21 protein-coding genes are annotated in these 18,260 nt (G+C 60.5%); 2 read left to right on the top strand and 19 right to left on the bottom strand.

Features of this window, described 5'->3' with window-relative positions:
* Positions 1 to 14: 14 nt before the first annotated feature.
* The 9 genes from ccmI to ccmA form a co-directional block, all read right to left on the bottom strand.
* A complete protein-coding gene (gene ccmI / locus BLQ41_RS13555; RefSeq protein WP_090181591.1) occupies positions 15 to 1,217 on the bottom strand; it encodes a c-type cytochrome biogenesis protein CcmI in 1,203 nt (400 codons plus the stop codon).
* Positions 1,214 to 1,684, bottom strand: coding sequence for a cytochrome c-type biogenesis protein (locus BLQ41_RS13550; protein ID WP_090181589.1), 471 nt, complete (start codon positions 1,682 to 1,684; stop codon positions 1,214 to 1,216). Before BLQ41_RS13550 ends, ccmI begins: the two co-directional genes overlap by 4 nt.
* The gene (locus BLQ41_RS13545) at positions 1,681 to 2,217 is read right to left on the bottom strand and encodes a DsbE family thiol:disulfide interchange protein (protein WP_090181588.1); all 537 of its coding nucleotides are present in this window, start codon (positions 2,215 to 2,217) and stop codon (positions 1,681 to 1,683) included. The genes BLQ41_RS13550 and BLQ41_RS13545 overlap by 4 nt, the downstream gene beginning before the upstream one ends.
* Entirely contained in the window at positions 2,214 to 4,202 is a 1,989-nt protein-coding gene (locus BLQ41_RS13540) for a heme lyase CcmF/NrfE family subunit (RefSeq protein WP_090181586.1), read from the bottom strand. Before BLQ41_RS13540 ends, BLQ41_RS13545 begins: the two co-directional genes overlap by 4 nt.
* A 3-nt stretch (positions 4,203 to 4,205) precedes the next feature.
* Positions 4,206 to 4,661: a cytochrome c maturation protein CcmE gene (gene ccmE, locus BLQ41_RS13535; RefSeq protein WP_008026817.1), complete on the bottom strand. Its 456-nt coding sequence runs from the start codon at positions 4,659 to 4,661 to the stop codon at positions 4,206 to 4,208.
* Positions 4,658 to 4,834: a heme exporter protein CcmD gene (ccmD, locus tag BLQ41_RS13530; RefSeq protein ID WP_027922383.1), complete on the bottom strand. Its 177-nt coding sequence runs from the start codon at positions 4,832 to 4,834 to the stop codon at positions 4,658 to 4,660. Before ccmD ends, ccmE begins: the two co-directional genes overlap by 4 nt.
* A complete protein-coding gene (locus BLQ41_RS13525) occupies positions 4,831 to 5,586 on the bottom strand; it encodes a heme ABC transporter permease (RefSeq protein ID WP_090181584.1) in 756 nt (251 codons plus the stop codon). The genes ccmD and BLQ41_RS13525 overlap by 4 nt, the downstream gene beginning before the upstream one ends.
* Positions 5,587 to 5,664: 78 nt before the next feature.
* Positions 5,665 to 6,333 carry a heme exporter protein CcmB gene (ccmB, locus tag BLQ41_RS13520; protein WP_090188533.1) on the bottom strand — a complete coding sequence of 223 codons (669 nt, stop codon included), beginning with the start codon at positions 6,331 to 6,333 and terminating at the stop codon, positions 5,665 to 5,667.
* Entirely contained in the window at positions 6,330 to 6,965 is a 636-nt protein-coding gene (gene ccmA / locus BLQ41_RS13515; RefSeq protein ID WP_090181582.1) for a cytochrome c biogenesis heme-transporting ATPase CcmA, read from the bottom strand. The genes ccmB and ccmA overlap by 4 nt, the downstream gene beginning before the upstream one ends.
* A 197-nt stretch (positions 6,966 to 7,162) precedes the next feature.
* Between ccmA and fliK the strand changes: the two genes are divergently transcribed.
* On the top strand, positions 7,163 to 8,737 hold the full coding sequence (gene fliK / locus BLQ41_RS13510) for a flagellar hook-length control protein FliK (protein ID WP_090181581.1): 1,575 nt from the start codon (positions 7,163 to 7,165) through the stop codon (positions 8,735 to 8,737).
* Positions 8,734 to 9,063: an EscU/YscU/HrcU family type III secretion system export apparatus switch protein gene (locus BLQ41_RS13505; RefSeq protein ID WP_090181579.1), complete on the top strand. Its 330-nt coding sequence runs from the start codon at positions 8,734 to 8,736 to the stop codon at positions 9,061 to 9,063. The genes fliK and BLQ41_RS13505 overlap by 4 nt, the downstream gene beginning before the upstream one ends.
* Before the next feature lie 116 nt (positions 9,064 to 9,179).
* Here the strand turns inward: BLQ41_RS13505 and BLQ41_RS13500 are convergent, their stop codons facing one another.
* The 10 genes from BLQ41_RS13500 to BLQ41_RS13455 form a co-directional block, all read right to left on the bottom strand.
* A complete protein-coding gene (locus tag BLQ41_RS13500) occupies positions 9,180 to 9,572 on the bottom strand; it encodes a DUF2802 domain-containing protein (RefSeq protein WP_090181577.1) in 393 nt (130 codons plus the stop codon).
* On the bottom strand, positions 9,573 to 10,058 hold the full coding sequence (locus BLQ41_RS13495; RefSeq protein WP_008155806.1) for a chemotaxis protein CheW: 486 nt from the start codon (positions 10,056 to 10,058) through the stop codon (positions 9,573 to 9,575). It lies immediately after the preceding gene.
* 89 nt (positions 10,059 to 10,147) lie between these two features.
* Positions 10,148 to 11,032, bottom strand: a complete 885-nt coding sequence (locus tag BLQ41_RS13490; protein ID WP_090181575.1) for a CheW domain-containing protein — start codon at positions 11,030 to 11,032, stop codon at positions 10,148 to 10,150.
* Between the two features lies 1 nt (position 11,033).
* Positions 11,034 to 11,822, bottom strand: a complete 789-nt coding sequence (locus tag BLQ41_RS13485; RefSeq protein ID WP_090181574.1) for a ParA family protein — start codon at positions 11,820 to 11,822, stop codon at positions 11,034 to 11,036.
* Positions 11,823 to 11,865: 43 nt separating this feature from the next.
* Positions 11,866 to 12,756, bottom strand: a complete 891-nt coding sequence (gene motD / locus BLQ41_RS13480) for a flagellar motor protein MotD (RefSeq protein WP_090181573.1) — start codon at positions 12,754 to 12,756, stop codon at positions 11,866 to 11,868.
* 15 nt (positions 12,757 to 12,771) lie between these two features.
* A complete protein-coding gene (locus BLQ41_RS13475) occupies positions 12,772 to 13,512 on the bottom strand; it encodes a flagellar motor protein (protein WP_090181572.1) in 741 nt (246 codons plus the stop codon).
* Positions 13,512 to 14,657: a protein-glutamate methylesterase/protein-glutamine glutaminase gene (locus BLQ41_RS13470; RefSeq protein WP_090181570.1), complete on the bottom strand. Its 1,146-nt coding sequence runs from the start codon at positions 14,655 to 14,657 to the stop codon at positions 13,512 to 13,514. Before BLQ41_RS13470 ends, BLQ41_RS13475 begins: the two co-directional genes overlap by 1 nt.
* Positions 14,658 to 14,706: 49 nt before the next feature.
* Positions 14,707 to 16,938 carry a chemotaxis protein CheA gene (locus BLQ41_RS13465; protein ID WP_090181568.1) on the bottom strand — a complete coding sequence of 744 codons (2,232 nt, stop codon included), beginning with the start codon at positions 16,936 to 16,938 and terminating at the stop codon, positions 14,707 to 14,709.
* A gap of 54 nt (positions 16,939 to 16,992) precedes the next feature.
* A complete protein-coding gene (locus BLQ41_RS13460; RefSeq protein ID WP_090181566.1) occupies positions 16,993 to 17,781 on the bottom strand; it encodes a protein phosphatase CheZ in 789 nt (262 codons plus the stop codon).
* A 23-nt stretch (positions 17,782 to 17,804) separates the two neighbouring features.
* On the bottom strand, positions 17,805 to 18,176 hold the full coding sequence (locus BLQ41_RS13455; protein WP_024012118.1) for a chemotaxis response regulator CheY: 372 nt from the start codon (positions 18,174 to 18,176) through the stop codon (positions 17,805 to 17,807).
* Positions 18,177 to 18,260: the final 84 nt, after the last annotated feature.

The following is an 18,260-nucleotide window of genomic DNA, read 5'->3' as shown; positions in this document are numbered from 1 at the left end:
ATTGTCCCGGACGGCTATTTATCCGGGCTGTCGATGGTCAGTTTTTGCGGCGCGGTGGTGCTGCTGGCCAGGGGCTGGCTACGACCGATCCATTCACCGGCAGTCGGTTGGCCGGCGCGGGAAATGCGCGCAACCAGTTGGACTTCAGGGAAGTTCGACAGTTTCAACTGCGGCATCATTGCGTCGGCATCGCCCAGTTCGACGGTTGCCGGCAAGTCGGCCACGGTCAGGCGTTTGGCGGCCAGTGGCGCCGGTGGCCCTGAAGTGGCGCGGGCGAAAATGAACACGCTGTCGCCGGGCTGGACCTTGGCCTTCAGTTCTGGCGCCAGATCGACGGTGACTTTCAGCAGCGCAGCTGCCTTGGCCGCTGGCGCCTGGGCGACTTTTCCGCCGCCGGCTTCGAGCTTCTCGGTGGCCCGGGCGATGCCGCCTTGCAGCGCGGCACGGGAATTGTCCTCAGGTGGCAGCTGCGCCAGCAGACGATTCCAGTAGTCGATGGCGTCCTGATAACGCTGGCTTTCAAACGCATCGATTCCGAGCAGGCCAAGGCTGGTGACCTCTTTCGGATCGGCTTTGAGCGCTTCGTCGGTCAATGCCTGAACCTTGTCCGACCATTTTTTACCATCGGCGAAATACTGGGCTTGCGCCCATTGACCGAGCAGTTCCGGCTGACGACCGGCCAGGTTCACCGTGCGCTCGAAGATCTTGGCAGCATCACCCGGACGGTCCTGAGCCATGTAAGTGCGACCGAGGAAGTACAAGCCTTCGGCCGAGTCCGGCTGAGCCGCGACCGCGCGTTCCAGACGCCGGGTCATCTCTTCCATCGACTGCGGCGCCTGGGCGAATTCGCGAGTCAGTTCGACCTTGTCGCTGGCACCAAAATGCAGGTACAGACCAAGGCCCAGGACCGGCACCAGAATCGCCGCCAGCAAAGGCAATGGCTTGCCCAGACGCGACACCCGCGGTGCCTCGACGCCTTCAGTGTCGGCGAGCAACTCACGGGCGGCTTCAGCGCGCCCGGTGTCCATCTGCCCGGCGTCCAGAACGCCCTCTTCCTGCTGAGTCTGCAACTCAGCCACACGCTCTTGATACAGCGCAACGTTCAGGGCAGTACGATCCTCTTCAAGCTGGGCGCGACGGCCACGCAGAACGGGGATCAACAGAAAACTCAGGGCAACCAGAAGTAGCAGACCTGCAGCGAGCCAGAAATCAATCATTCTTGGTTTTTATCCAACAGGTGGTCGAGGCGCTCACGCTCCTCGGCAGAGAGCTCATCCTTGGTGTCAGCGCGTTGCACGCGACGACGGCGGACGATCACGGCGATGATCACGAAACCGCCTAGCAGCAGGCCGGCCGGGCCGAACCAGAGCAAGGCTGTCTTGGCGTTCAGAGCGGGTTTGTAGCGGACGAAATCACCGTAGCGATCGACCATGAAATCAATGATCTGCTGATTGTCCTTGCCCTCGCCCAACATGCGGAAAATCTCTTTGCGCAGGTCGGCGGCGATCGGTGCGTTGGAATCGGCGATGTCCTGATTCTGGCACTTGGGGCAACGCAGTTCTTTGGTCAGTTCGCGAAAACGCTCGCGATCCGCTTCTTTGGCGAACTCGTAGGTGTCGATGGCCGCGTGGGCGACGCCAGCCATGCTCAAGCCCAATACGGCTGCGGCGATCCAGCGCTTCATGGCTTGGCCTCGTCGACCAGTGCCTGATACTTGGCCGCCAGTTTTTCGCGCCAGACCTGCTCGTCGATCACCCCGACAAACTTGTCGCGGATGATGCCTTTGGCGTCGATGAAGAAAGTTTCCGGAGCGCCGTACACGCCAAGGTTCAGCCCGAGGGAGCCGGCGTCGTCACGAATGTCCAACTGATACGGGTTGTGGAATTCGGTCAGCCACTTCAAGGCGTCGGCGTTGACGTCCTTGTAGTTGATCCCATAAATCACCACGCCCTTCTCGGCCAGTTTGTTCAGCACCGGGTGCTCGACCCGGCAGGAAATGCACCAGGTGCCCCAGACGTTGACCAAGGCCGGTTTGCCGAGAATATCGGCCTTGGTCAGGGTCTTCTCGCCCTGCACCGCTGGCAGGGAGAACTCAGGGAACGGCTTGCCGATCATTGCCGAGGGCAACTCGGCCGGGTCCAGATAGAGCCCGCGATAAAGGAAAACAGCCACCACCAGAAAAATCGCCAGTGGCAACAGCATCAACCAACGTCTCATGCAGTGGCTCCAGTCATGCCAAGCGCTTCACGCACGCGGCTTTTCACCTTGACCCGATAACGCCGGTCCAGCGCCGCCAGCAACCCGCCGAAACCTGTGAGCAGGCCACCGAACCAGATCCAGCGTACGAACGGTTTGACGTGAACGCGCACCGCCCAGGCGCCATCGCCCAGCGGTTCGCCCAGTGCAACGTAGAGGTCACGGGTGAAACCGGCGTCGATCCCGGCTTCGGTCATCACCGAGTTCTGCACGGTGTAGAGGCGTTTTTCCGGGTGCAGCACGCTGACTTCCTTGCCGCCCTTGATCACCCGGATGGTGCCTTTGTCGGAGGTGAAGTTGGGGCCTTCGAAGTGCTTGGCGCCTTCGAACACAAAGTGATAACCGGCCAGGTCCATCGACTCGCCCGGCGCCAGGCGCAAGTCGCGCTCGGCACTGTTCTGGCTCGACAGCACGACGCCGAGGGCGCAGACGGCGATGCCCAAGTGCGCGATTTGCATGCCCCAATAACTGCGGGTCAGGGTCGGCAGGCCTTTGATCAGGCCTTTGTGGCGAGTCTTGTCGAGGATGTCGCGCACACCGGCCAGCAATACCCAGGCTGCGAGCATGAACGTCGCAATCACCGCCCAGTTGAAATCGCCATAAGCGACACCGGCCACCACCGCCAACGCGGCGCTGCCGAGCAACACCGGGGTCAGCATGCTCATCAGCCATTTGACCGGGGTGTCTTTCCAGCGCACCAGCATGCCGATCGCCATCACCACCATCAGCAGCGCCATCAACGGCACGAACAGCGCGTTGAAGTACGGCGGACCGACCGACAGCTTGGCGCCGGTCATTGCATCGAGAATCAGCGGATACAAGGTGCCGAGCAGGATCATCGACGCCGCCACCACCAGCACCAGGTTGTTGCCCAGCAGCAGGGTTTCCCGGGACCAGAGATTGAAGCCCACATGGCTCTTGACCACCGGAGCGCGCAGGGCGAACAGGGTCAACGAACCACCGACCACAAACAGCAGGAAGATCAGGATGAACACGCCACGCTCAGGGTCGGAGGCAAACGCGTGAACCGAGGTCAGCACGCCGGAACGCACCAGGAACGTACCGAGCAAGCTCAGCGAAAAGGCGGCAATGGCCAGCAACACCGTCCAGCTCTTGAACACGCCACGCTTTTCCGTGACCGCCAGGGAGTGAATCAACGCGGTGCCCACCAGCCAAGGCATAAAGGAGGCGTTTTCCACCGGGTCCCAGAACCACCAGCCGCCCCAGCCGAGTTCGTAATAGGCCCACCACGAACCGAGGGTGATGCCGATGCCTAGGAAGGCCCACGCGACGATGGTCCACGGACGGGACCAGCGTGCCCACGCCGCGTCCAGACGACCGCCGAGCAACGCGGCGATGGCGAACGCGAAGGCTACGGAGAAACCGACGTAGCCCATGTAGAGCATCGGCGGGTGAACGATCAGGCCGATGTCTTGCAGCAATGGGTTGAGGTCGCGACCGTCCGCCGGAATCTGCGGCAGGATCCGTGCGAACGGGTTGGAAGTGAGGATCAGGAACAGCAGGAAACCGGTGCTGATCATGCCCATCACCGCCAGCACCCGGGCCAGCATCACTTGCGGCAATTGCCGGGAGAACACCGACACCGCGAAGGTCCAGCCGCCGAGGATCAAGGCCCAGAGCAACAACGAACCTTCGTGAGCGCCCCACACCGCGCTGAACTTGTAATACCAAGGCAAGGCACTGTTGGAGTTGCTGGCGACATAGGCGACGGAGAAATCGTCGGTCATGAAGGCGTAGGTCAGGCAACCGAAGGCGAACACCAGAAAGGTGAATTGCCCCCAGGCAGCAGGCTGCGCCAGGCTCATCCACAAACGGTCACCGCGCCAGGCGCCGAGCAACGGCACGACGGCTTGAACCAGCGCGAAACACAGCGCCAGGATCATGGCCAACTGGCCCAGTTCAGGGATAAAGAGTGCGGAAGTCATCAATTAACCCTCTTTCGCAGGTGTCGGCGCCGACTGACCGCTGTCTTTCAACGCTTTGGTCACTTCGGGCGGCATGTACTTCTCGTCGTGCTTGGCCAGCACCTCATCAGCGACTACCACGCCGTCAGCGTTGAGCTTGCCGAGGGCCACGATACCCTGCCCTTCGCGGAACAGGTCCGGCAGGATGCCGCGATAGCTGATGGTCACGGATTTGTTGAAGTCGGTGACGATGAATTTGACGTCCAGCGAGTCGCCGGAACGTTGCAGCGAGCCCTTCTCGACCATGCCGCCTGCACGGATGCGCGTGTCTTGCGGGGCTTCGCCGTTGGCGATCTGGGTCGGGGTGTAAAACAGATTGATGTTCTGCTGCAGGGCGCTCAGGGCCAGGCCGACCGCAGCGCCGACACCGACCAGGATCGCGAGAATGATGATAAGACGCTTTTTGCGCAGCGGATTCACTTGCCGTTCTCCCGGCGCAAACGACGCGCCTCTTGTTGCAGATAACGCTTGCGGGCCAGGATCGGCGCCGCCACGTTGAGGACCAGCACCGCCAGGCAGATGCCGTAGGCTGACCAGACATACAGGGCATGATGGCCCATGGCGAGAAAATCGCCGAATGAAGCAAAACTCATCGAACGGCCTCCAGACTGTTCTGCACTTCAGCCTTTACCCAGCTCGCCCGGGCTTCGCGCTTGAGCACTTCAAGGCGCATGCGCAGCAGCAAGACCGCGCCGAAGAAACAGTAGAAACCCAGCACCGTCAGCAGCAACGGCAGCCACATCTCGGCGGGCATGGCCGGTTTTTCGGTGAGGGTAAAGGTCGCGCCCTGGTGCAGGGTATTCCACCACTCCACCGAGTACTTGATGATCGGGATGTTGATCACGCCGACAATCGCCAATACCGCGCACGCCTTGGCGGCGCTGTCACGATTGCTGATGGCGTTGCCCAGCGCAATGAGACCGAAGTACAGAAACAGCAGAATAAGCATGGACGTTAGTCGCGCGTCCCAGACCCACCACGAACCCCAGGTCGGTTTGCCCCAGATCGCGCCGGTGACCAGCGCCACCGCGGTCATCCAGGCACCGATGGGCGCCGCGCATTGCAAGGCGACATCGGCCAGTTTCATCTTCCACACCAGCCCGACCACGCCGCACACGGCCAGCATGACATAGCAGGACTGGGCCAGCATGGCGGCCGGAACATGGATATAGATGATGCGGAAGCTGTTGCCTTGCTGGTAATCCGGCGGCGCGAAGGCCAGGCCCCAGACGACTCCGACGCCAATCAGCAGCAACGCGGCGATGCTCAGCCACGGCAGCAGTTTGCCACTGATGCCGTAAAACCATTTGGGCGAGCCGAGCTTATGAAACCAGGTCCAGTTCATTACTGTTTCCATCACGGTGGCCGCTCGTTGTTACAAGCAGCCCAGGGTCTTTACTGATCAAATTTTGACCAGACCTCATTATTCGCCGACGCTGATCTTCAGGCCAGCAGCTATTGCAAAAGGTGTCAGGGTTATCGCCAGGGCGGTCAGGCTACCAAGCCACAAGAGATAACCGGTCGCCGGCATGCCCTGCAAGGCTGCCTGCAAGGCGCCACTGCCGAGAATCAACACCGGGATGTACAGCGGCAGAATCAGCAGGGCCAGCAATAGGCCGCCGCGCTTCAATCCTACCGTCAGGGCTGCGCCCACCGCACCGAGCAGGCTCAGCACCGGTGTACCGAGCAATAAGGAAAGCAGCAACACCGGCAGACAAGCGGTTGGCAAACCGAGCATCAACGCCAGCAGTGGAGCGAGCAAAACCAGTGCCAGGCCAGAGAAGGCCCAGTGTGCCAGTACCTTGGCCAAAACCAGAAGAGGCAGGGGGTGCGACGAAAGGACCCACTGTTCCAGGGAACCGTCCTCGAAATCACTGCGGAAAAGCCCGTCCAGCGAGAGCAAGACCGATAAAAGGGCCGCCACCCAGACCAGCCCCGGAGACAAGGTTTGCAACAATTGAGACTCAGGTCCGACGGCCAGCGGGAACAGCGACACCACGATCGCAAAGAATACTAGCGGATTGGCCAGCTCCGCCGGACGGCGAAACAGCAGACGGGCCTCACGGGCGACCAACAGGCCGAAAACACTCATACGGCCCATTTCCCCAAATCAATGTCGCGATAAGTGGCCGGCATCCGGCTCAGCGTATGGTGAGTGGTCAGCACTACCATGCCGCCACGCTCACAGTGGATGGCCAGGTGTTCCTCAAGCTGCGCCACGCCTTGTTTGTCGAGCGCGGTAAACGGTTCATCGAGGATCCACAGCGGCGGGCTGTCCAGGTACAGACGCGCCAGCGCCACGCGGCGTTGCTGCCCGGCGGACAGCGTGTGGCAGGGCACATCCTCGAAACCGCGCAGGCCGACAGCTCCCAGCGCCTGCCAGATCGCGTCATGAGACGCGGGTTGATGCAAGGCGCAAAGCCAGCTCAGGTTCTCTTCCGGCGTCAGCAGATCCTTGATCCCGGCGGCATGGCCGATCCACAGCAGGTTGCGCGCCAGCTCAAGACGCTGATCGTTCAGCGGCTGGCCATTGAGCAGGACCTGACCGGCGGTCGGCTGCATCAAGCCGGACAGCAAGCGCAAGAGGCTGGTTTTGCCACTGCCGTTGGGACCGCTGATTTGTACCATTTCGCCACTGGCCAGTCTCAAATCGAGATTTTCGAAGAGCAGCCGAAGGTCTCGCTCACAAGCGAGGGCAACGGTTTGCAGGACTGGACTGGTCAAGAGATCACGGGCCTTTTGCGGTTCAAGTCGGCGGCACAGCGGCCGCTAAAGAGATGCAGCATAGATGCATTGGCGGCCTGTTCTAGAGAGCTGTGTCAAACAATTGCAATGTTTTCGCCACTCCCCGAAAGACGGGCGGCATTATACATGCCATGCCCTACTCTAAAGAGTGCATTTTCCTCAGGTTGTGACCGCGTATGACAGGCGAAATGAACATCCTCCCGCTACCGCAAACCACGCCCGCGACGTCGCGGCCCTTGGTAGCGAGTGGCGACCTGCTCAAGCTGTTGCAGCCGATGGAGGGCCTGATCAGCGCTGGCCAGACGGCCCAGGCCGAAGTGCTGTCGCTCAAGCAGGCGGATCAGAGCTTTCAATTGTTGCTCAAAGTCACCCTCGACAGTGGCCGCCAGACCACGGTTCAGGCAACCAGCACCCAACCGCTGCCCCAAGGCACCAGCCTGGCGATTACCCAACCGTCGGCGAGCAACCTGGCGATTACCGTACAACAGGCCATTGCGTCCAGCGTCGCCACCCTCACCCGCATCGACACGGCGCAACTGCCGGTCGGCACCTTGCTGCAAGGCAAAGTGCTGACCTCGCAAGTGCTGCCGCAAGTGCCGGGCCAGCCCAAGGTGTTTCGCTCGATGGTGAGCCTGCTCAACACCGCATTGAGTGGCAGCACGCTGAGCATCGATAGCCCGACCCCTTTGCGCATCGGCACACTGTTGAGCGCCTTGGTGCAAGACACGCAAACACTGAAATTCGTACCGTTGAGCAACCGTCAAGAGCAACTGGCGGTCACCCAGCAATTGGTCAGTCAGCAGAGCCGCCAAGGGTCACTGGATGGATTGATCAACGCATTGCAAAACCTTACACCGTCGGACCAGACGTCCAGCGACCTGCGCAGCGCCGTGGAAAAACTGCTGGCCGGTTTGCCGGACGTTCAACAACTCAGTACCCCCAAAGGCCTCGCTCAAGCGCTGGCCAATAGCGGTCTGTTCCTTGAAGCGAAATTGCTCACCGGGCAGAACCCGACGCTGGCGCCAGACATGAAAGGTGACCTGCTCAAGCTGATCGCACAACTGACGCCAGGGCTGCCGGCCAATACCACTCTCAACGCGATCATCGCCGCCAATACGCTGGTCCAGACCATGCCAAGCTTCGTGCGCAGCGCCCTCGGCATGCTCGGCCAGGTCAGCGCCAAACCACAACCGAGCAGTTTCCCGCTCCCCGAACGCCTGCTGCAAAGCCAGGACGGTGAAAACGATCTGGAGCATTTGTTGCGCCTGGCAGCGGCGGCGGTTTCGCGCCTGCAAAGCCATCAACTGTCGAGCCTGGAACAGACTGGCGTGACGGATGATGGTCGACTGCTCAGCACCTGGCAGCTGGAAATTCCGATGCGCAACCTGCAGGACATCGTGCCGCTGCAGGTCAAGTTCCAGCGCGAAGAAGCCCCCGAAAAGGAACCACCGCACGAACGCCGCGACGAACGCGAGCCGAAACAGCAACTGTGGCGCGTAGATCTGGCGTTTGACATGGAGCCCTTGGGTCCATTGCAGATTCAGGCACAGTTGATCAAGGGCAGCCTGTCCAGCCAGCTCTGGGCAGAACGGCCATATACCGCGAGCCTGATCGAAAGCAATCTGGCCGCGTTGCGCCAGCGCCTGCTGGATTGCGGGCTGAACGTCGGCGATCTCGACTGCCACCTCGGTGCACCGCCACAAGGCACCCAAACCCGCCTCGAACAACGTTGGGTCGACGAAACCGCATGAGAAATACAGACACCCCGCGCCAGGCCATCGCCCTCAAGTACGACGGCACCCACGCCCCGACCCTCACGGCCAAGGGCGATGAAGAACTGGCCGAAGCCATTCTTCAGATTGCCCGCGATTACGAGGTGCCGATCTATGAAAACGCCGAGCTGGTGAAGCTGCTGGCGCGGATGGAGTTGGGGGACAGCATCCCGGAGGAGCTGTACCGCACGATTGCCGAAATCATTGCGTTCGCCTGGAATCTGAAGGGCAAGTTTCCAGAGGGGCGTGATCCGAATGCGCCGAAGGTGGAAAAAGATGTTACCGAGCGCGGGGATGACTATTGATTCCGTGTTGAATGCAAAAGATCGCAGCCTCGTTTCACTCGACAGCTCCTACATTGGGATCGCGTAGCCCTGTAGGAGCTGTCGAGTGAAACGAGGCTGCGATCTTTTGATCTTTCTCAGTTCTTGTGCAGCTTACGCATCAACTCCGCCTCGGCCTGGGTCAACCCGCAAGACTGAGTCAGCTCATCAACGGTAGCGCCCATCCCCACCAACCGCGCCGCTTGGGCGAACGAAAGGCTCGACGGGTCACGCTGCTCCAGCTGGGCCAGTTTGTCCGGCAGAGGGCTGACCACGGCGCGCAGTTCGTGCAGGGCTTCACCCATGCGCACGCTGCCGCTTTGATAGTCGTCAACGCGCTTGGCCAGGTCCTTGATGCGCTGATCGCGCAGCGCATCACCCTGGGCCTGTTGCGCGGCTACCTGACGTTGAGCGCGAATGTACGCCAGAAACATTGCCAGCGTGCCTGCCCAGAAAAGGAACAGGACAATGACCGCTACCTCAAGAATCAATCAGATGTTCTCCAGATCCGACCATTCTTCTTCGCTCATCATCTTGTCCAGCTCGACCAGGATCAGCAGTTCGTTGTTCTTGTTGCACACGCCTTGAATGAACTTGGCGGACTCTTCGTTACCGACGTTTGGCGCGGTTTCGATTTCCGACTGACGCAGGTAAACCACTTCGGCCACGCTGTCGACCATGATCCCGACCACTTGCTTGTCGGCTTCAATGATGACGATACGGGTGTTGTCGCTGATTTCGGCGTTCATCAGGCCGAAGCGCTGACGGGTGTCGATCACGGTGACCACGTTACCGCGCAGGTTGATAATGCCCAGCACGTAGCTCGGGGCACCCGGGACCGGGGCGATTTCGGTGTAACGCAGGACTTCCTGAACGCGCATCACGTTGATGCCGTAGGTTTCGTTGTCCAGTTTGAAGGTTACCCATTGCAGGATCGGATCTTCAGAACCTTTTGCATTCGTCGCTTGATTACTCATACCCTGACCCCTCGAAAAACCGCTTCTGGCGGCGTGTGTTCTGTGTGGCGGCATTCAACAATGCCGTCGCATACTTGTTATGTCGGCTGTTATGTCGGTTTATGTAGCGGCTTGCTGCCACCCATGTGCTTTGCCCCGCCGCTGGCGATCAACTCGGCCAGTTCGGAGACGTCCAGCAGCGCACACATGTGCTCAATCACCGTGCCGGCGAGCCACGGCCGCTGACCTCGATGACTTCTCCATTTGATTTCGTTCGGGTCCAGGCGCAACGAGCGGCTGACCTGATGCACCGCCAGCCCCCATTCGTAGCCCTGAACCGAAATGACGTATTGCAGGCCCTGGCGGAAGTCGTCGCGGTAGCGGTCGGGCATGACCCAGCGCGCGGTGTCCAGGACTTTCAGGTTGCCGGCTTGGCTCGGCAGGATCCCGAGAAACCATTCCGGTTGGCCAAACAGTGGCGTCAGCTCGTGGCCTGCCAGGGAATAAATGGAACCCAGGCACACCAGCGGCACCGCCAGGGTCAACCCGGCGACATCGAACAGCAAACATTCGAACGGTTCGGCGGCCCATGACGGACGACCGTCGGTCTCCACCGGCGGAGGCGTGTTGCTCGGCGGCAGATGGACTTCGACCACCGGCGGCACCAGGGTTTGCAGCAGCGGTGCGAGCGTCGAGACCGGTGCCAGAATCGGTGCCGGCGCTTCGATCACCGCGACCGGCGCTGTCTCAACGACAGGGGCAACCGGGGCCGTGACGACAGCAGGCTGGTGCGCATCGCGGGCCTGCTCTTCGAGCACCGCCGCCTGGAACTCGTCCAGCGCCGCTTCGACCTCGACCGTTTCAACGACCTCGATGACTTGAGCAACTGCTTCGACTTCCAACGGCAATTCTTCGGTCGCCTCCATCAGCAAGCTGTCCAGGTAAGACTGGAGCGCGAGTTGCGGACGCGACGTGATTTTCACCGGGCGATTCATCTCACGCCACCTGCGGGACAAGTTGTGCGGCCAGCAAATGCTTGAGCAATGCGCGATACGCGAGAACGCCACGGCTCTTGCCATCGAATTGCGAAGGCGTCAGCCCCGCCCGGCTTGCGTCACGCAGACGGGTATCGACCGGGATATAGCCTTGCCAGATTTCTTCCGGATATTTGTCGCGCAGCACGCGAAGCGTCCCGAGGGAAGCCTGGGTGCGGCGGTCGAACAGGGTCGGAATGATGGTGAACGGCAACGCCACTTTGCGTGAGCGGTTGATCATCGCAAGCGTGTTGACCATGCGTTCCAGGCCTTTGACGGCCAGGTGCTCGGTCTGTACCGGGATCACTAATTGCTGGCTCGCCGCCAACGCATTGACCATCAGCACACCAAGTAACGGTGGGCTGTCGATGACGGCGTAATCGAAGTCCTGCCACAGCTGCGCCAGGCTCTTGGCGATCACCAGGCCCAAGCCGCTCTGGCCCGGCGACTGACGTTCAAGCGTGGCCAGCGCGGTGCTCGATGGCAACAGCGAAATGTGTTCATGACTGGTCGGCAGCAGCAATTGACCGGGCAAGCCTTGCGGCACGCTGCCCTTGTGCAGGAACAGGTCGTAGCTGCTGTGTTCCAGAGTGTCGGGGTCGTATCCGAAGTAGCTGGTCATCGAGCCGTGCGGATCGAGATCGACCACGACCACGCGCTTGCCCGCCTCCGCCAGTAACCCGGCTAAAGCGATAGAGGAAGTGGTTTTACCAACACCACCCTTTTGATTGGCAACGGCCCAGACTCTCATTCGGATTGTTCCTCCCGGTCGACAAGGTCGACCGAGAAATAGCTCAACGTGTTAATGCAGGTGACGGAGAATTGACGGCGCTCTCTCGTCCCGGCGACTTGACCGGGGTCGGTGCAGTTTGTGTGCCAGCACGCTTCAACGCGGCGTCCGGTTTTGCATTAGCGGTTCCGGTGCCCGTGAGGCTGCGGCGTACATCGAGATTTCGCGACACGACCAGCACAACGCGACGGTTGCGTGCCCGGCCCTCGGCGGTGGCGTTATTGGCCACCGGCTGGAATTCGCCGTAACCCACTGACGCCAGGCGACCCGGGTTGACGCCCTGCATGGCCAGCATGCGCACGATGCTCGCCGAACGGGCCGAGGAAAGCTCCCAGTTGGTCGGGTATTGCGCGGTACGGATCGGCTGATCGTCGGTAAAGCCTTCGACGTGAATCGGGTTGTCGAACGGCTTCAGAATATGCGCGACCTTGTCGATGATGTTGAACGCCATGTCGCTGGGCATGGCGTCGCCACTGCCGAACAACAGGCTGGAGTTCAGTTCGATCTCAACCCACAACTCGTTGCCGCGCACGGTCATCTGGTTGGACTTGATCAAGTCACCGAACGCCGCGCTGATGTCATCGGCGATGCTTTTCAGCGGATCGCTGGCTCCGGCTATACCTGCGTCAACCTGCTCGGCGTCTTTGACCAGCGGTTTGGCCGGGGTCACCGTCTGCGGTCGCTCTTCACCGATCGGAATCGGCTTGAGGGCGCGGTCGGAGTCGGTAAAGACCCCGATCAACGCTTCGGAAATGACCTTGTACTTGCCTTCGTTGATCGACGAAATCGAGTACATAACCACGAAGAACGCGAACAGCAACGTGATGAAGTCGGCGTAGGAAACCAGCCAGCGCTCATGGTTTACATGTTCTTCAGGTTGCCGACGACGCGCCATGATCCATATCCCCCATCAATCCATGAAGCCCTGAAGCTTCAACTCAATAGAGCGAGGGTTTTCACCTTCGGCGATCGACAGGATCCCTTCCAGCAACATTTCGCGATAACGCGACTGGCGCAACGCGACGGACTTGAGCTTGGCGGCAACCGGCAGCAACACCAGGTTGGCACTGGCCACGCCGTAGATGGTCGCGACGAAGGCCACGGCAATGCCGCTGCCCAGTTGCGAAGGATCGCCCAGGTTGCCCATGACATGAATCAGGCCCATCACCGCACCGATGATGCCGATGGTCGGCGCGTAGCCGCCCATGCTTTCAAAGACTTTGGCGGCCTCGATGTCGCGGCTTTCCTGGGTGTAGAAATCCACTTCCAGAATGCTGCGAATCGCTTCCGGCTCCGCGCCATCCACCAACAGTTGCAGGCCTTTGCGCGAGTAGCTGTCGGGTTCGGCATCGGCCACGCCTTCCAGACCGAGCAAACCTTCCTTGCGAGCCGTCAGGCTCCAGTTCACTACGCGATCAACCCCACCGGCCAGATCGACACGAGGCGGAAACAGAATCCAGCCAAGGATTTGCATGGCGCGTTTGAAAGCGCTCATCGGCGATTGCAACAACGCTGCGCCAATGGTCCCGCCGATGACGATCAGCGCGGCCGGGCCGTTGGCCAGCGCCCCGAGGTGACCGCCTTCCAGGTAGTTGCCGCCAACGATGGCGACGAACGCCATGATGATCCCGATAAGGCTTAAAACATCCATCAGATGCACGCCTCGGCCAGATGCCTGCCAATATCGTCCAGGCTGTAGATCGCGTCAGCGAGGTCGGCTTTGACGATGGCCATCGGCATGCCATAGATCACGCAGCTCGCCTCATCCTGAGCCCAGATCGCACTGCCACCCTGCTTGAGCAGACGCGCACCTTCACGACCATCTGCGCCCATGCCGGTCAGTACGACCGCCAGAACTTTGTCGCCGTAGGACTTGGCTGCCGAACCGAAGGTGATGTCCACGCAAGGTTTGTAATTCAGACGCTCGTCGCCCGGCAGGATTTTCACCGCGCCACGGCCGTCGATCATCATTTGCTTGCCACCCGGTGCCAGCAGCGCCAGGCCCGGACGCAGAATGTCTCCATCCTCGGCTTCCTTGACGCTGATGCGACACAGCTTGTCCAGACGCTCGGCGAACGCCTTGGTGAAGGCGGCCGGCATGTGCTGGATTAGCACGATCGGAGCCGGGAAATTGGCCGGTAGCTGGGTCAACACCCGCTGCAAGGCAACCGGACCGCCCGTGGACGTGCCGATGGCCACCAGCTTGTAGGCTTTGCGTTTCGGCGCTGGCGAGGACGGGCCCGTCGATGTCGAGGACGATGTCGGGGCGTAGCTACGCGCCGGAATCGGTGCCGCTGCCGGACGCGCAGGCACGCTGCTGCCGTAGCTGCTGACGCTTGAAGGCGCAGGGGTTGGCGCGGCGACCGGGGCCGGCGCACTGTAGGTGTTGGCACGACGATTACTGCGCGAGATGCTGAGAATCTTCTCGCACAGCAGTTGCTTGACCTTCTCCGGGTTACGGGAGATGTCTTCGAAATTCTTCGGCAGGAAATCCACTGCACCGGCGTCCAGCGCATCGAGGGTAACGCGAGCGCCTTCGTGGGTCAGCGAGGAGAACATCAACACCGGGGTCGGGCAGCGCTGCATGATGTGCCGCACCGCTGTGATGCCGTCCATCATCGGCATCTCGTAGTCCATGGTGATCACGTCTGGCTTGAGGGCCAGCGCTTGATCGATCGCCTCTTTTCCGTTGGTCGCCGTACCGACGACCTGGATATTCGGATCCGCTGAAAGAATTTCCGAGACGCGGCGGCGGAAAAACCCCGAATCGTCCACCACCAGGACTTTGACTGCCATAAACACTCCGTTAGATGGAGCGAGGCTTGGTCGCCCCGCTCCACCAGAATCAAATACGCCGCGTGGCGTAACGCTTGAGCATGCTCGGAACATCGAGAATCAACGCGATGCGACCGTCACCCGTGATGGTGGCGCCCGACATGCCCGGGGTTCCCTGGAGCATTTTGCCCAATGGCTTGATGACCACTTCTTCCTGGCCCACCAGTTGATCGACGACGAAGCCGATCCGCTGAGTGCCCACCGAAAGGATCACCACATGGCCTTCACGCTGCTCTTCGTGAGCGGCGGAGCTGACCAGCCAGCGCTTGAGGTAGAACAACGGCAGCGCCTTGTCCCGCACAATCACCACTTCCTGGCCGTCCACCACGTTGGTGGTCGAGAGGTCGAGGTGGAAAATCTCGTTGACGTTCACCAGTGGGAACGCAAACGCCTGGTTGCCGAGCATGACCATCAGCGTCGGCATGATCGCCAGGGTCAACGGGACCTTGATGACGATCTTCGAGCCCTGGCCCTTGGTCGAGTAGATGTTGATCGAACCGTTGAGCTGGGAAATCTTGGTTTTCACCACGTCCATGCCCACGCCACGACCCGACACGTCGGAGATCTCGGTCTTGGTCGAGAACCCGGGTGCGAAAATCAGGTTGTAGCACTCGGTGTCGCTCAAGCGATCGGCCGCGTCCTTGTCCATCACACCGCGCTTTACCGCGATGGAACGCAGGACGTTCGGGTCCATGCCTTTGCCGTCATCGGAGATCGACAGCAGGATGTGGTCGCCTTCCTGTTCGGCCGCGAGGATCACTTTGCCGCCGCGGGACTTGCCCGAGGCTTCGCGCTCTTCCGGCGACTCGATGCCGTGGTCGACCGCGTTGCGCACCAAGTGGACCAGCGGGTCGGCCAGGGCCTCCACAAGGTTCTTGTCGAGGTCGGTTTCTTCGCCGACCAGCTCCAGGATGATCTCTTTCTTGAGCTGGCGAGCCAGATCGCGAACCAGACGCGGGAAGCGTCCGAAGACCTTCTTGATCGGTTGCATCCGGGTCTTCATCACCGCGGTCTGCAGATCGGCGGTGACCACGTCGAGGTTCGACACGGCCTTGGACATGGCTTCGTCGCCGCTGTTGAGGCCCAGACGGACCAAGCGGTTACGCACCAATACCAGTTCGCCCACCATGTTCATGATTTCGTCGAGACGCGCGGTATCAACCCGCACAGTGGTCTCGGCTTCACTGGCCGGTTTTTCCGGTGGCGGCGCGGACGGCGCGGCGCGAGCCGGTGCCGGTGCAGCGGCGGCAGCCGGTTTCGGCGCTTCAGCTTTAGGTTCTGGTTTCGGTGCAGCAGCAGGTGCCTTGGCAGCAGGAGCGGTCACCACGGTGCCGGTGCCTACTTCGGTGAACTTGCCTTTGCCATGCAATTCGTCGAGCAGTGATTCGAACTCGTGATCGGAGATCAGATCACCGCCGGCCGCTTTAGCGGTCGGCGCAGCCGGAGCGGGTACGGAAGCAATGGCCGATTCCAGCGCATCAACGGCGAAGTTGCCCTTGCCGTGCAACTGGTCGAGCAATGCCTCGAATTCGTCGTCGGTGATGTCGGAGCTGTCGCCTGCCGCTTTCGGGGCAGCCGGTGCCGCAGGCGCAGGCGCTGCCACCGCATCGACAGCGAACTGGCCTTTGCCGTGCAGTTGATCGAGCAACGACTCGAACTCGGCATCGGTGATTTCGTCACTTGCCGCCGCTTGTGCCGATTGCACAGGCGCAGCCGCCGGCGCTTCAGCCTGAGCCTTGACGGCGTTCAGCGAGTCCAGCAGTTGTTCAAATTCGTTATCGGTGATGTCGCCCGACTCTTCAGCGGCCGGAGCCTGGACCACTTCAGCCACCGGCGCTGCTTCATCAGCGATTTGCGGCTCGGCCAGGCGGGCCAGTGCCGCAAGCAATTCTGGAGTCGCAGCCGTGATCGGGCTGCGTTCGCGGACTTCGGTGAACATGCCGTTCACCGCATCCAGCGCTTCGAGAACCACGTCCATCAGTTCCGAGTCGACGCGACGCTCACCCTTGCGCAGGATGTCGAACACGTTCTCGGCGATGTGACAGCACTCCACCAGCTCGTTGAGCTGGAGGAAGCCGGCGCCCCCTTTTACAGTGTGAAAACCGCGAAAAATTGCATTGAGCAGATCCGCATCATCCGGTCGGCTTTCAAGCTCGACCAGCTGTTCGGACAGTTGCTCTAGAATCTCGCCGGCCTCAACCAGGAAATCCTGAAGGATCTCTTCATCGGCGCCGAAGCTCATTAAGGGGGGTGCTCCTAAAGGTCTAAAAACCTAAAAAACCTAGAATCTAAAACTCTAAAATCCTAGGCTGGATAACAAATCGTCCACATCGTCCTGACCGGACACAACGTCTTCTCTTTTATCGGCATGAATCTGCGGACCTTCACCCTGAGAGAGATGTTTTTGTGGATCTTTTTCAGCCAGCATCGCTTCACGGTCATGTTCAATACCCGCAAAGCGGTCTACCTGGCTGGCCATGAGCACGAGCTTGAGCAGGTTGCTTTCAACTTCGGTGACCAATTGGGTCACGCGCTTGATCACCTGACCGGTGAGGTCCTGGTAATCCTGAGCCAGTAGGATGTCGTTGAGGTTGCTTGACACCACGCGATTGTCTTCGCTGCTGCGTGTCAGGAAACCGTCGACCCGCCGCGCCAACTCGCGGAACTCTTCAGCCCCGACTTCACGACGCATGAACCGTCCCCAATCCGTGCTCAACGCCTGAGCTTCATTGCTCAGGCCGTTGACCAGCGGCGTGGCGTTTTCCACCAAGTCCATGGTGCGGTTGGCAGCGGCCTCGGTCAGCTTGACCACATACCCCAGACGCTCGGTGGCATCGGTGATCTGGGACACTTCCTCGGCTTGCGGCATGTTCGGGTCAATCTGGAAATTGACGATCGCGCTATGCAGCTCGCGAGTGAGCTTGCCCACCTCCTGATACAGGCCGCGGTCACGGGTCTGATTGAGCTCATGGATCAGTTGCACAGCATCGCCGAACTTGCCCTTTTCAAGGCTGTTGACCAATTCGACCGCGTGTTTTTTCAGGGTCGATTCAAAATCGCCCTGTGAAGATTCGTTATTGTCCATAGCTCCCCCGGTGACGCAGTGTCTCAACCGATGCGTTCGAAAATCTTTTCGATTTTGTCTTTCAACGCCTGGGCCGTGAAGGGTTTGACCACATAGCCGTTTACACCGGCCTGGGCCGCTTCGATGATCTGCTCGCGCTTGGCTTCAGCGGTGACCATCAGCACTGGCAGGTGCTTGAGCTTTTCATCGGCGCGCACGTGGCGCAGCAGATCGATGCCGGTCATGCCAGGCATGTTCCAGTCCGTTACCAGAAAGTCGATGCTGCCGCTGTTGAGAACCGGAATGGCGGTAGTGCCATCGTCAGCCTCGACCGTGTTGGTGAACCCAAGGTCACGCAACAGGTTTTTTATGATCCGCCGCATCGTTGAGAAGTCATCAACGATGAGGATTTTCATGTTCTTGTCCAATTCGACCTCCAAGCAGTCTTAAACGCGCCCAGCACCTGGACACGCCATTTCAATCAATCCGGCAATGCACTC

Origin of the sequence: Pseudomonas arsenicoxydans, assembly GCF_900103875.1 — a bacterium.
In the GTDB taxonomy this organism is placed as follows: domain Bacteria; phylum Pseudomonadota; class Gammaproteobacteria; order Pseudomonadales; family Pseudomonadaceae; genus Aquipseudomonas; species Aquipseudomonas arsenicoxydans.
This window is presented reverse-complemented; position numbering and strand designations above follow the sequence as displayed.

Coding starts and splice junctions, on each gene's coding strand:
- ccmD (WP_027922383.1), bottom strand. CDS start 4,834: ATGAGTTTTGCTTCATTCGGCGATTTTCTCGCCATGGGCCATCATGCC.
- BLQ41_RS13550 (WP_090181589.1), bottom strand. CDS start 1,684: ATGAAGCGCTGGATCGCCGCAGCCGTATTGGGCTTGAGCATGGCTGGC.
- BLQ41_RS13495 (WP_008155806.1), bottom strand. CDS start 10,058: ATGAGTAATCAAGCGACGAATGCAAAAGGTTCTGAAGATCCGATCCTG.
- BLQ41_RS13475 (WP_090181572.1), bottom strand. CDS start 13,512: ATGGATGTTTTAAGCCTTATCGGGATCATCATGGCGTTCGTCGCCATC.
- ccmB (WP_090188533.1), bottom strand. CDS start 6,333: ATGAGTGTTTTCGGCCTGTTGGTCGCCCGTGAGGCCCGTCTGCTGTTT.
- BLQ41_RS13460 (WP_090181566.1), bottom strand. CDS start 17,781: ATGGACAATAACGAATCTTCACAGGGCGATTTTGAATCGACCCTGAAA.
- fliK (WP_090181581.1), top strand. CDS start 7,163: ATGACAGGCGAAATGAACATCCTCCCGCTACCGCAAACCACGCCCGCG.
- BLQ41_RS13525 (WP_090181584.1), bottom strand. CDS start 5,586: ATGAACTGGACCTGGTTTCATAAGCTCGGCTCGCCCAAATGGTTTTAC.
- BLQ41_RS13465 (WP_090181568.1), bottom strand. CDS start 16,938: ATGAGCTTCGGCGCCGATGAAGAGATCCTTCAGGATTTCCTGGTTGAG.
- ccmI (WP_090181591.1), bottom strand. CDS start 1,217: ATGATTGATTTCTGGCTCGCTGCAGGTCTGCTACTTCTGGTTGCCCTG.
- BLQ41_RS13470 (WP_090181570.1), bottom strand. CDS start 14,657: ATGGCAGTCAAAGTCCTGGTGGTGGACGATTCGGGGTTTTTCCGCCGC.
- motD (WP_090181573.1), bottom strand. CDS start 12,756: ATGGCGCGTCGTCGGCAACCTGAAGAACATGTAAACCATGAGCGCTGG.
- BLQ41_RS13455 (WP_024012118.1), bottom strand. CDS start 18,176: ATGAAAATCCTCATCGTTGATGACTTCTCAACGATGCGGCGGATCATA.
- BLQ41_RS13485 (WP_090181574.1), bottom strand. CDS start 11,822: ATGAGAGTCTGGGCCGTTGCCAATCAAAAGGGTGGTGTTGGTAAAACC.
- BLQ41_RS13540 (WP_090181586.1), bottom strand. CDS start 4,202: ATGACTTCCGCACTCTTTATCCCTGAACTGGGCCAGTTGGCCATGATC.
- BLQ41_RS13505 (WP_090181579.1), top strand. CDS start 8,734: ATGAGAAATACAGACACCCCGCGCCAGGCCATCGCCCTCAAGTACGAC.
- BLQ41_RS13545 (WP_090181588.1), bottom strand. CDS start 2,217: ATGAGACGTTGGTTGATGCTGTTGCCACTGGCGATTTTTCTGGTGGTG.
- BLQ41_RS13490 (WP_090181575.1), bottom strand. CDS start 11,032: ATGAATCGCCCGGTGAAAATCACGTCGCGTCCGCAACTCGCGCTCCAG.